This is a genomic window from Clostridium sp. CTA-5 (assembly GCF_054768135.1).
In genome coordinates, this window is record NZ_BAAAAT010000003.1 from 350,171 (window position 1) to 361,640 (window position 11,470).

Annotated in this window: 15 protein-coding genes; all 15 read left to right on the forward strand. The window is 25.4% G+C overall.

From position 1 onward, the window contains the following. The first annotated feature begins 456 nt into the window (after nt 1–456). Entirely contained in the window at nt 457–738 is a 282-nt protein-coding gene (flgM, locus tag ACYUET_RS09560; RefSeq protein ID WP_460279106.1) for a flagellar biosynthesis anti-sigma factor FlgM, read from the forward strand. A 5-nt stretch (nt 739–743) separates the two neighbouring features. Beyond that, nucleotides 744–1,154: a flagellar protein FlgN gene (locus tag ACYUET_RS09565; RefSeq protein WP_460279107.1), complete on the forward strand. Its 411-nt coding sequence runs from the start codon at nt 744–746 to the stop codon at nt 1,152–1,154. A gap of 154 nt (nt 1,155–1,308) precedes the next feature. Beyond that, nucleotides 1,309–3,099 (forward strand): flagellar hook-associated protein FlgK, encoded by a 1,791-nt coding sequence (flgK, locus tag ACYUET_RS09570; protein ID WP_460279108.1) that lies wholly within the window; start codon nt 1,309–1,311, stop codon nt 3,097–3,099. Between the two features lie 53 nt (nt 3,100–3,152). Next, on the forward strand, nt 3,153–4,127 hold the full coding sequence (gene flgL, locus ACYUET_RS09575; protein ID WP_460279109.1) for a flagellar hook-associated protein FlgL: 975 nt from the start codon (nt 3,153–3,155) through the stop codon (nt 4,125–4,127). A 12-nt stretch (nt 4,128–4,139) separates the two neighbouring features. Beyond that, nucleotides 4,140–4,568, forward strand: coding sequence for a flagellar assembly protein FliW (fliW, locus tag ACYUET_RS09580; protein ID WP_460279110.1), 429 nt, complete (start codon nt 4,140–4,142; stop codon nt 4,566–4,568). A gap of 6 nt (nt 4,569–4,574) precedes the next feature. Continuing rightward, nucleotides 4,575–4,793, forward strand: a complete 219-nt coding sequence (gene csrA, locus ACYUET_RS09585) for a carbon storage regulator CsrA (protein ID WP_460279111.1) — start codon at nt 4,575–4,577, stop codon at nt 4,791–4,793. A gap of 305 nt (nt 4,794–5,098) precedes the next feature. Continuing rightward, nucleotides 5,099–5,431, forward strand: coding sequence for a flagellar protein FlaG (locus tag ACYUET_RS09590; RefSeq protein WP_460279112.1), 333 nt, complete (start codon nt 5,099–5,101; stop codon nt 5,429–5,431). 20 nt (nt 5,432–5,451) lie between these two features. Further along, entirely contained in the window at nt 5,452–5,748 is a 297-nt protein-coding gene (locus ACYUET_RS09595; protein ID WP_460279114.1) for a hypothetical protein, read from the forward strand. Between the two features lie 12 nt (nt 5,749–5,760). Continuing rightward, a complete protein-coding gene (gene fliS, locus ACYUET_RS09600) occupies nt 5,761–6,138 on the forward strand; it encodes a flagellar export chaperone FliS (RefSeq protein ID WP_460279116.1) in 378 nt (125 codons plus the stop codon). 335 nt (nt 6,139–6,473) lie between these two features. Beyond that, a complete protein-coding gene (gene fliD, locus ACYUET_RS09605) occupies nt 6,474–8,006 on the forward strand; it encodes a flagellar filament capping protein FliD (RefSeq protein ID WP_460279117.1) in 1,533 nt (510 codons plus the stop codon). Between the two features lie 3 nt (nt 8,007–8,009). Then, a complete protein-coding gene (locus tag ACYUET_RS09610; protein ID WP_460279119.1) occupies nt 8,010–8,336 on the forward strand; it encodes a flagellar protein FliT in 327 nt (108 codons plus the stop codon). A gap of 666 nt (nt 8,337–9,002) precedes the next feature. Beyond that, complete coding sequence (gene fliD, locus ACYUET_RS09615) at nt 9,003–10,502, forward strand: flagellar filament capping protein FliD (RefSeq protein ID WP_460279121.1); 1,500 nt, start codon at nt 9,003–9,005, stop codon at nt 10,500–10,502. Between the two features lie 3 nt (nt 10,503–10,505). Beyond that, on the forward strand, nt 10,506–10,832 hold the full coding sequence (locus tag ACYUET_RS09620) for a flagellar protein FliT (RefSeq protein WP_460279122.1): 327 nt from the start codon (nt 10,506–10,508) through the stop codon (nt 10,830–10,832). An 87-nt stretch (nt 10,833–10,919) separates the two neighbouring features. Continuing rightward, nucleotides 10,920–11,099 carry a YjfB family protein gene (locus ACYUET_RS09625; protein WP_460279123.1) on the forward strand — a complete coding sequence of 60 codons (180 nt, stop codon included), beginning with the start codon at nt 10,920–10,922 and terminating at the stop codon, nt 11,097–11,099. Between the two features lie 244 nt (nt 11,100–11,343). Beyond that, the coding region (locus ACYUET_RS09630; RefSeq protein ID WP_460279135.1) for a flagellin N-terminal helical domain-containing protein at nt 11,344–11,470 on the forward strand (127 nt) is incomplete at its 3' end.

An 11,470-nucleotide genomic window follows, 5' to 3' on the forward strand; every position in this document is an offset into this window, starting at 1 on the left:
TAAAATGGTTTTATCATATCTCTATTTTTTATTCTTTAGGAAATTATATTTTTAAAATTTGTGGATAACTTAGAGTATATTTTTGCTTAAAGATTAAGAAATAAAACTTAAAGAATAAAAATAAAATATAATCGCCTGCCAAACTTTTCCCACATATGTTCAAAAAGGCAGATGCGTAAAAAAAATTGACGGCTCCATAGTCGCCTTAGCGATTTTTTTATTTAAATTTTATTTTTATATTTATTTAAATATAATTTTCTTGTAAAATATTAGGTGAATAGTAATATAAAAATATGTAGCTATATACCTGTTAAATGTTAAAGTTTATATATTTTCTTAAGAATATTTTAATAATAAAAAGGTATTAAATTACCTTAAATGACTAAACTTAATATAGAAATAACCGATAATAAAAACAGATAGCAAAACAGATAGTAAAAATTGGAGGAGAGATATATGAGTATTAATAGAATTAACTCACACTCTATAGCAAATATATATAATGCAAATTCTAGTAAGAGTTTAAATAATAATGAAAAGATTAATAAGATTCAACAAAAAGATAGAATAGAGATTTCTTCATTAGGAAAATCTATTAAGGATTATTCATTAGATATATCTATAGATAATAGTAAAAGAATAGAAGAAATCAAAGAAAAAATTGAGAATGGAACATATTCAGTAGATGCTAATTTAACTGCAAGGAGTATATTAAATTCTATAAAGGAGAGTAAGTAAAAATTATGATAAATGAACTTACAAGAATAATAGAATATGAAGATTTAGCATTAAAGGAACTTATGAATTTATTAAAGCTACAATATAAAATGATAATGGATAAGGATATATTTGGTTTAGAGGGACTAGTCGATAAAATGAATGAATGCAATAAAAGGATTGCAGCAGAAGAGGTTAATAGAAGAAAATTAATTGGAAAAGAAAGTATGAAAAAAATTGTAAGTGAAGCTAAAAATGAAAATTTAAATATAGTATATGATAAAATACAAAATACATTAAAGGAACTTACACTGCAAAAAGAAACAAATGATATGTTATTAAAACAACAAATTATATTTAACAATCAAATGTTAAATATAATGAATCCAAATAGAGAAATTAAAACTTATAATTCTTATGGGAATTTAAGGAAATAGATATATAAACTATGGATTAATAATAAAGTCTATTATCTTATTGATTAATTATTAATTAATCAATAAGATTAATGAGACTTTTTAAAATATAGAATTAAGATAAATACTAATATCAAATAAGGATATTAGTAAAGGGGAAAGGTAGGATTTATAAATGGCGGGATTATTTGATACATTTACAATAGCCAAAAGAGGATTAAATGTTCAACAAGGTGCGATAAATACGACTTCACATAATATTGCAAATGCAAATACTCAAGGTTTTTCAAGACAAAGAGCAGTATCGAGTACTACAAGACCTTTTGGTGGAATGTCAAGATTTGATACTTGTACAGTTGGTCAAGTAGGAACAGGAGCTGAAATATCATCAATACAAAGAATTAGAGATTCTTTTATAGACTATCAAGTAAGAAATGAAATGGGTAAAAGTGGTAATTTTAAAGTTCAAGATAAATTTTTATATCAAGTAGAAAGTATATTTGGAGAACCATCTGATTCAGGAATACAACAATTATTAGGAGAGTTTTTTGACTCATTTCAAGAATTATCAAAAACTCCTGAAAAATCATCAGCTAGAACAGTAGCTCTTCAAAAAGCATCAGCTTTAGCAGATGCGTTAAATTATACAACTACACAATTAGAAAAACAAGTAACTGATGCACAAGAATTATTACAAATGAATGTAAAAGATGTTAACACTCTTTTAGATCAAATAAATGATTTGAATAAACAAATTTCAGGTGTGTGTGCAGTTGGACAAACACCTAATGATTTAATGGATGCTAGAGATAACTTATTAGATCAATTAAGCTCTAAATTTGGTATAACTATAGATAGAAAAGATAAAGAAACTATTGATGTTAAAGCAGAAGGGTTTCAAAATAAAGATAATCCAATAAATAATTTAGTTAATTCAAGTCCAACTGATGAGCACTATACTAGACTTTCTTATGTTAAAAGTGCAGAGGTAGTAAAAGATGCCACTGGAAAACCTACTGGTGAAATAACTTTAAAGTATTATCCATTAGGAAACTTAAATACAGAACCAAAAACTATTAGCATAAAAGGAGATCCTAAGGATGCGCAAAATACAGCAGATTCCTTAATGAAAAACAGAGTTTTAATTACAGATAAAGATGGTATAGTTTCTGATAAAGATGGAAAAGAAATTACATCTATGGCTTCATTTGATGATATAAATAAAAAAATATTTAAGACATATGAATATGATGGTAAAACAAATAGTGTTGATAATAAGCAAGTAAAAGGTGAAATTGCTGGTAATCAAGGTGTACAAGGGGCTATTAAAGGATATATGGATAAGTTAGATCAAATAGCTGCTGCCCTTTCATATTCAGTAAATGCGATTCAAACAGGAAGTGTAGATGGAACTAATAATAATGGATATGAACTTGTCTTTACTAATGGTGTAGATGAAAAAGGAATTAGTGCTAAAAATATAACACTTAATAAGAAGATATTAGAAGATGTGTCAAAATTAAATTGTGGATCTACTTCAGAATCAGGAGAAAGAGCTGGAGAAAGAGCTTTAGCAATTGCAAGTATTAGAACACTAAAAATGAATATGTCTAGTATTACTGATGTTACAGATAGAACAAGCTTTTTTGCAAAATCAGGTATTAGTTTTGATGGAGTAAAAAATGTAACTTTACAAGGAAGTAAAGATGGTACAAGTGTAGCGGCTTATTATAAAGATGTAGTAAATACATTAGGTGTACAAGCAGAGGCTGCTAGTAGAAATTCAACTAATCAAGATAAAATACTTCAGGATTTACAAATGCAAAGATTAGCTGTTTCAGGTGTATCATTAGATGAAGAAATGACAAACTTAATACAATTTCAACATGCATATAGTGCAAATGCAAAAATAATCTCAACAGTAGACGAATTATTAGATGTAGTAATAAATGGATTGAAAAGATAAATTGAAGTGATGAAAAAAGGAATTTAAATGAGAATATTAGGAGCGTGAACAATATGCAAAGAATAACAACTAGTATGTTATCTTCAAATTATATGAGTAATATGCAAAGAAATTTAAATAATATGCAAACTTTACAAAGTCAACTATCTTCAGGTAAAGAAATCAATAGACCATCAGATAATCCATATAAAGTATCTAGAAGTATGCAATTACATAGTGAAATTTCAGCTAATAAGCAATATAATGAAAATATAAAAGATATATCAAACTGGTTAGACACAACTGATACAGCATTAAACCAAGCAGGAAATATGTTTGCTAGAGTAAGGGAATTATTAGTTACAGCAGGTAATGGAGCTTATGGTACAGATGAAAGAAGAGCTATTCAAGATGAAATTAAAGAAAAAGTAAATGAATTAGCTCAAGTATTAAATACTAACTTTGATGGAGCTTATATCTTTGGAGGAAGTAAAAGTGCATCTAAGCCTGTTATGGTAGATGAAAATGGTAAAATTTGTTATGCAGATAAAGATGGAAATAAAATTGAAATTGGAGCAGATGGAAAGGCATTAGATGCAACTAAACAAGTAGCATTAGATCAAATTGGAGCGGAATTAAATGTTGAAGTATCTCAAGGAGTAGTGATTAATTATAACAAAACAGCAAAAGATATACTTGAGGGAAATGGTACTAATGTTATGGATACACTAAATAAGATTATAGATAACCTTGGTCCAACTGGAGATAAAAGTTTAATTACTGGTGAATGTTTAGGAAAAGTAGATAATATAATAAATAATTTACTACAAAATAGATCAGAAGTTGGAGCAATGACTAATAGAATGGAATCAGCTCAATCCAAAAATGAAGATGAAAATTTAAATATGACAGATATTTTATCAAAAACTGAAGATATAGATTTTACAGAGAAAATGATGGAATATTCAGTAATGCAAACAATATATATGGCAGCACTTCAAACAAGTGCTAAGGTACTTCCCTCAACAATATTAGATTATTTAAGATAGGAGGCACTAAATATGATTTTTCATTCTAAAATACATGGAAAAATAGAATATGATGAAAAAAATATAGTTAAATTTTTAAAGAGTATTCCAGGTTTTGATGAAAATCTAAGAAAGTTTATAGTGGTAGATTTAAAGGGAATGGAGCCTTTTAAATTATTTCAATCATTAGAGGATGACAAAGTTGGAGTAGTAGTAGTTTCTCCGTTTGATTTCTGTTATAAATATAAAGTAGATTTATCAGAAAATATAATTAGGGAGTTGGATATACAAGAATCAAAAGATGTTATGTTATTAACAACAGTGACTTTAAATTCTAATCCTAAAAAAATTACAACTAATTTAAGAGCTCCAATTGTTATAAATATTTCTAATAGATTAGGGAAACAAATAATATTAAATAATGAAGATTATGCAATTAAACATCCTTTGATAAAGGAGTGATTATAAGTGTTAATCATAAGCAGAAAAAAAGGTGAGTCATTAATGATTGGAGAAGACATAGAAATAACTGTTTCCAAATTAGATGATGGAAGTGTAAAACTAGGAATAAATGCTCCAAAAGAATTAACTATACTTAGAAAAGAACTATATGAAGCTGTACAAGAAGAAAATAAAGAGGCTATGAATATTAATATAGACTTATTAAAAGGTATAAAGAAAAAATAAAATCACTATTAAAAAGAGTAATCTAAAAAAGCATTACATTTTACAAAAGATAAAATCATAGTTTATGTTTTAAAACAATGTTAATATTGAAACATTTGATGAAAACTTTTTTTATATTATATTTAAGAAAATTAAATAGTGAAGTTTATGCTGTGTAATCATAAATACATTAATATTATTGACTTAAATAAAAAAATACTATTTTAAAAACGTAGATTAATTAAAAAGTAATATAAATTTATTTAAATTATGTAAAAAGTAATATTATGATTGTTAGAGATAATTCTAAATTTAGGAGGAATTATATGGATATTAATAGTATAGGGCAAGGTAATACAACTAATATTCCTTATAGAATAGATATTAATTCAAATAGTGATATGAATATAAAAGAAATCAATAAAAATGAATCTTTAAATAAAGAAGAATTAGATAAAGCGCTTGCTAAATTAAATAAATTCTTAGAGGATGAAAAGGCTCATGCAGAATATTCTGTTCATAAAGATTTGGGTGCAATAATGATAAAAATAGTAGATGATACCACTAAAGATGTTATCATGGAAATACCACCAAAAAAAATATTAGATATGATAGCTGGTATGTGCAAACAATTTGGTTTGATTGATAAGAAAGCATAGTATCTAAAGGGGATAGGGGAATGGAGTTTAGATTAAACAAAGTTGATACTGACCTTAGAGATAAGTTACAAGAAGAAATTAAGGTAGATAAGATTCATGAAAATAACAATATAGATATAAAGAAAAATATAAAAGAAGACGAAAATAAAGAGAGGAATAATAGAAATAATAAGAAGTTAAAAAATTTAAAGAAAAGAAGATATATAACAATAGATGGTATTAAAATAGAGAATAAAACATTAAGTATTGAAGCAGAGAAATTAGAACCAGATTTTGAGTTGCAAAATAAAGGTAGAATAGTAGATACTAAAAAATAGGAGGATATATGAATGTATTCTAACGGATATAATGCTTACAAAAATAATAGTGTTACTTATGCATCAAAGGATCAATTGTTATTAATGTTAGTGGATGGAGCAGTTAAATTTGCAAAAATAGCAAGACAAGCTATAGTAGACAGAAATGTAAAAAAAGCTCACGACAATATAATAAGAACAGAAGATATATTTACTGAATTGAGAGCTACACTTGATACAAGTGCAGGTGAATGGGCTGTTCAAATGTTTAATGTTTATGGTTTTATAAATGATAAATTATTTGAAGCGAATATGAAAAAGGACATAAAAGTTATGGATGAAGTTATACCTCTTATTGAAGAAGTAAGAGATATATGGCATTCAGCAGAGAAAAAATCTAAAAATGCATAATAAAATAGAATTTTTTATTTTAAGTTTATGTATATTAGTGTAAAATAAAAACATAATTATAAAAATAAAGCATCTATTATCATTGAAATAGTAAATGATAATAGATGCTTTGTTTTGCTGTTTTTTATAGTCAGAATTATTAAAATATATATGTAAAGAAAATAAAAAAAAGTACGAAAATATAAGTGGGATATTATGTTTATAAAAGATAAAAATGTATACAATAGATAATTTAACAAATATAAGAATAAAAAGCTAAATATTATAGCAATGTTTATATAAAATTAAATATATTATTTTATTTATACATAAAATTTAGAAGGAGTGAAGAAAAAATGAGAATTACAGGATTAGCTACAGGTATGGATATTGATAAGGTAATAAAAGAATCTATGAAACCATATCAAATTAAAATTGATCAAACTACTCAAAAGAAGGATGTTGTGGAGATAAAGCAAAAGTTATATAGGGACATAATAAAGGATAGTAGAGATTTTTTTGATAAACATCTAGATATAGGTAAAAGTGATAGTTTATTAAAACAATCAAATTGGTCATCTATTAGTTTTTCATCAAGTGATGAAAATGCTGTAACTGCAAAAGCTAGTGGTGGAGCTATAAAAGATAACTATACAGTTAGTGTAGGACAGTTAGCAGCAAAAGCAACAATAACTTTGAAAGATGGTGTAACTGGAACACAAACATTAACAACTAGTGCAGGAAAAGTTGAATTTGAAGTTGGAACAGGTGCAACTTCAAAAGAAAAAGCCGCAGTAACAATAGCTGATTTTAATAAAAAAATAGAAGAATTAAGGAAAACTTCAGGATTAACAGCTAAACAATTGAAATCTTTAAATATAACAGCTAAATATAGTGAAATTAGTAAAGGAATAGTTTTTGAGGCAAATGATTTTGGGCAAGGTGATTTTAAACTTAACGATAAAGAAGTAAAAGATATTCCACTTATAGCGACTATTTCAAATAGTAAATGTGAGACATTTTCAATTACTAATGAATATACAAATACAGTAACAGTAGATGGAATTACATTTAATTTCAATAAAGTAACAAAAAAAGATGGTGTTGACACTCCGGTAACATTAACAGGAAAAACTGATTCTAAAGAATTAAAGGATAAGATTGTAGCATTTATAAATGATTATAATAAACTTATAGAAAAACTAAATAAAACTGTAAATACTAAGCATGATAGAGGATATAATCCTCTTACAGCAGAGCAAAAGAAAGATATGTCAGAAAATGAAGTTAAGCTTTGGAATGAAAGAGTTGAAAAAGGTCAATTATACAGGGATTCTGATATTACAAGAATAGCTAGTACTATGAAAGATTCTATGAGAACATTAATGGGAGACACTGGGTTAAACCTTGAAAAAATAGGTATAATGCATGTGAAGGATTATTCAGGTAATTTAAATGGAACATTTACAATAGATGAGGATAAACTTACAACAGCGTTAGAAAATAATACAGAAGATGTTATGAAATTATTTACTACAGCATCTCCAACTGACGAAGAATTGGCAACTTTAACAACTGATGAAGCTAAAACAAACAGAAAAAATCAAACAGGTATATTATATAAGTTAAAAGATACTATAGATATAGAATTTAAAAGAAGTAGTACTTCTCCTCTTTTAAAAAAGGCTGGGTTTGAAGGAACTTCTACATTTGGAACTAATGAGCTTAGTAAAAACTTAACAGATTATGAAAAGAAAATAAAAGATATGCAAAAAGATTTTTCTAGAAGAGAACAAGCTTTATATTCAAAATATGCAACTCTTGAAAAAATGATGAATAAACTTAATTCACAACAATCTAATTTAATGTCACAATTGGGTATGAACTAGGTTATGGATTTAAATATTTTTAATGAATATAAAGAAATAAACATAGAAATTCTAAATTCTATAAAAGAAGATAGGGAAGATATTGTGCTATTTGAAAAAAGAGAAGAAATTATAAAGAAAATAATTTCTTTAAATTTAGAAAAAAATGAAATAAAGAAAATATATAAAGAAAATAAATTAGATATTTTAGATAAAGAATTAGAAGAGACGTTAAAAGAAAAAATGCTATCTGTAAAAAAAGAAATAAAGAAAATATCAAATCAAAAACAGGCTAATTTAAGGTATGCTAACTCTAATAGAATTACTAATTTCTTTTCAACACGTACTTAATTGACATTAATAAAAGTATTAAATAGTATCTATTAAAGAAAACTATAAAATGGATAATTTGAGTAGTTTTAAAATTAAAAATAAATTTATTAAAATATTACTGAAAATTTTTATTTACAGTAATATTTTTTTATTGTAATAAATTTAAAAAATATATTTTATATTAATTTATAGTATTTTAAAAGTTTAAATATTATTCATAATTCTCAGATTTACCATCATACTTTTTAAAGAATAAAAATTATAATTAATTAGTATTATTCTATTATTACTAGGTATATTTTCTACAATCATACATTTGTTAATTTCAGTTTTTTTATTAAAATTAATATTAATTATTTTTGTAATAATAGATATTCTTAAAAATTAAAATTGTATAATATTCTAAAATTACTTTAAAAAATAAAAACATAACTATAAAGAACTGACTAAAGAGATACGAGAATAGAAATAATAAATATTTATTCAGAAATGTAAATAAAAAATATATATGATATGAGATGGAACAAACAAAGTTTCACAAGTAAAACATAATTCTTATTTTAAATTTATAAATATTAAACGGAAATAAAAATACTAGTTATAATTAATAAGCATCTGTTATAGTTTATTTTTAAAATAATGGATGCATATTACTATATAAAAAACAAATGAGGAGTGAAAAAAATGAGAATTACAGGATTAGCTACAGGTATGGATATGGATAACGTAATTAAGGAATCTATGAAACCATATCAAATTAAAATTGATCAAACTACTCAAAGAAAAGATGTTGTGGAAATAAAGCAAAAGTTATATAGAGATATAATAAAGGAAAATAGAGATTTTTTTAGTAAACATTTAGATATACTTAAAAGTGATAGTTTATTAAAACAGTCAAATTGGTCAGCAATTGGTTTTACATCAAGTAATGAAAGTGCTGTAACTGCAAAGGCTAGTGGTGGAGCTATAAAGGATAATTACACTATTGATGTAACTCAATTAGCGGCAAAGGCAACAACTACATTATCAGATGATGTTGCTAAAGCTGATGCAGATAAAAGAATAACAATGACAACTATTCCAGGTGTTAGTGTTACATTTGATGTTGTAACAGATAAACCAACAGCAAAGGAAAATGCTGCTGCAACAATAGCTAATTTTAATGCAGAAATAGAAAAATTTAAAAAAGATAATCCAGGATTGTCAGCTGAACAATTAAAGTCTTTAAATATAACAGCTAAATATAGTGAAATTAGCAAAGGAATAGTTTTTGAATCAAATGATTTTGAACAAGGTGGTTTTAAAATTGAAGGTTGTGATGATGCAGTAGATAAAGAACTTCAAGCAACTATAAAAAATAGCAAAGATGAAACCTATAATGTAACAAGCAAGACTGGTAATACAGCAACAGTAGATGGAATTACATTTAATTTTAATCAAAAGTGTACTGGTGTTACATTAACTGCAAAAACTGATGTAAAAGAATTAAAGGATAAGGTTGTAGCATTTGTAAATGATTATAACAAACTTATAGAAAAATTAAACACAACTGTAACTACTAAGCATGATAGAAGTTATAATCCACTTACATCAGAGCAAAAGAAAGAAATGTCAGAATCAGAAGTTAAGCTTTGGAATGAAAGAGTTGAACAAGGTCAATTATATAGAGATTCTGATATTACAAGAATAGCTAGTACTATGAAAGATTCTATGAGAACCTTAATGGAAGACACTGGATTAAATCTTGAAAAAGTAGGCATAATGCCTGTAAAAGATTATTCGGGAAATTTAAATGGAACATTTACAATTGATGAAGAGAAATTAACTCAAGCATTAGAAAATAATACAGAAGATGTAATGAATTTATTTATAGGAAATTCAGATTCAACTGACAAGAGTCAAAGAGGAATATTACATCAATTAAAAGACACTATAGAGACTGAATTCATGAAAAGTAGTAGTTCACCTCTTTTAAAGAAAGCTGGTTTTGAAGGTACCTCTACATTTTCAATTAATGAACTTAGTAAAAGTATGACAGATTATGAAAAGAAAATAAAAGATATGCAAACAGATTTTTCTAGAAGAGAACAAGCCATGTATTCAAAGTTTGCAACTCTTGAAAAGATGATGAATAAACTTAATTCACAACAATCTAATTTAATGTCACAATTGGGTATGAGCTAGGTTATGGATTTAAGTGTTTTTAATGAATATAAAGAAATTAACTTAGAAATCATAAAATCAATAAAAGAAGATAAAGAAGAAATTAGTTTGTTGGAAAAAAGAGAAGAATTTATAGAAAAGATATTTTCTTTAAATTTAGATAAGAATGAAATTAAGAAAATTTATAAGGAAAAAGAATTGGACATTTTGGATAAAGAGTTAGAAGATACTTTAAGAGAAAAAATGTTTTTTGTAAAAGATGAACTTAACAAAATAGTAAATCAAAAACAGGCTAATTTAGGATATATTAATGCAAGTAGAAATATTAATTTTTTCTCAAAGAGAATTTAATATATAAATAAAAATATGTTTTAAAGTTTTATTAACTTTTAATATGAATCTCAAGGATAAAAAATGTAAATAAAGGGGAATGTGTATATGGATATATCAGCAATGTCAATCTCTATGAATCAAGGAGCATTGAAAACAGCAGTTCAATTGTCTGTAATGAAGCTTGGAATGAATTCTGAAAAGGAAATAGCTAATCAAATGACAGAAATGATGAGTAATATGGCTGTAGAACCTGGCAAAGGAATTAATTTAGACAAAATTGTTTAAAAAATACTAAAGTCATATAATTCTTAATCGAAATATATAATATAAGAGTTAATTATTAAGAAAAATTAAGTGAAAATAAAAAAATAAAAAGCTATAAAGTATTGAAAAAATAATACGAAAAATAAATAAGCATTTAACAATAAAAGATTTAAAAAGCTTTAAATCTTAAGGTTATAAACTTTAAGTTTTAAATAAATAAAAAATAGGACAAGGATGTCCAATTAAAATCAAGGAGGAATTTATTATGATTATCAATCACAATATGAACGCGATGAACGCACACAGAAATATGGGAATTAACACAGTTGAAGCTGGAAAGTCAATGGAAAAATTATCTTCAGGATTAAGAATTAACAGAGCTGGGGATGACG

Coding starts and splice junctions, on each gene's coding strand:
- flgL (WP_460279109.1), top strand. CDS start 3,153: ATGCAAAGAATAACAACTAGTATGTTATCTTCAAATTATATGAGTAAT.
- fliS (WP_460279116.1), top strand. CDS start 5,761: ATGTATTCTAACGGATATAATGCTTACAAAAATAATAGTGTTACTTAT.
- ACYUET_RS09625 (WP_460279123.1), top strand. CDS start 10,920: ATGGATATATCAGCAATGTCAATCTCTATGAATCAAGGAGCATTGAAA.
- ACYUET_RS09610 (WP_460279119.1), top strand. CDS start 8,010: ATGGATTTAAATATTTTTAATGAATATAAAGAAATAAACATAGAAATT.
- ACYUET_RS09565 (WP_460279107.1), top strand. CDS start 744: ATGATAAATGAACTTACAAGAATAATAGAATATGAAGATTTAGCATTA.
- ACYUET_RS09595 (WP_460279114.1), top strand. CDS start 5,452: ATGGAGTTTAGATTAAACAAAGTTGATACTGACCTTAGAGATAAGTTA.
- fliD (WP_460279121.1), top strand. CDS start 9,003: ATGAGAATTACAGGATTAGCTACAGGTATGGATATGGATAACGTAATT.
- flgK (WP_460279108.1), top strand. CDS start 1,309: ATGGCGGGATTATTTGATACATTTACAATAGCCAAAAGAGGATTAAAT.
- fliD (WP_460279117.1), top strand. CDS start 6,474: ATGAGAATTACAGGATTAGCTACAGGTATGGATATTGATAAGGTAATA.
- fliW (WP_460279110.1), top strand. CDS start 4,140: ATGATTTTTCATTCTAAAATACATGGAAAAATAGAATATGATGAAAAA.
- flgM (WP_460279106.1), top strand. CDS start 457: ATGAGTATTAATAGAATTAACTCACACTCTATAGCAAATATATATAAT.
- ACYUET_RS09620 (WP_460279122.1), top strand. CDS start 10,506: ATGGATTTAAGTGTTTTTAATGAATATAAAGAAATTAACTTAGAAATC.
- ACYUET_RS09590 (WP_460279112.1), top strand. CDS start 5,099: ATGGATATTAATAGTATAGGGCAAGGTAATACAACTAATATTCCTTAT.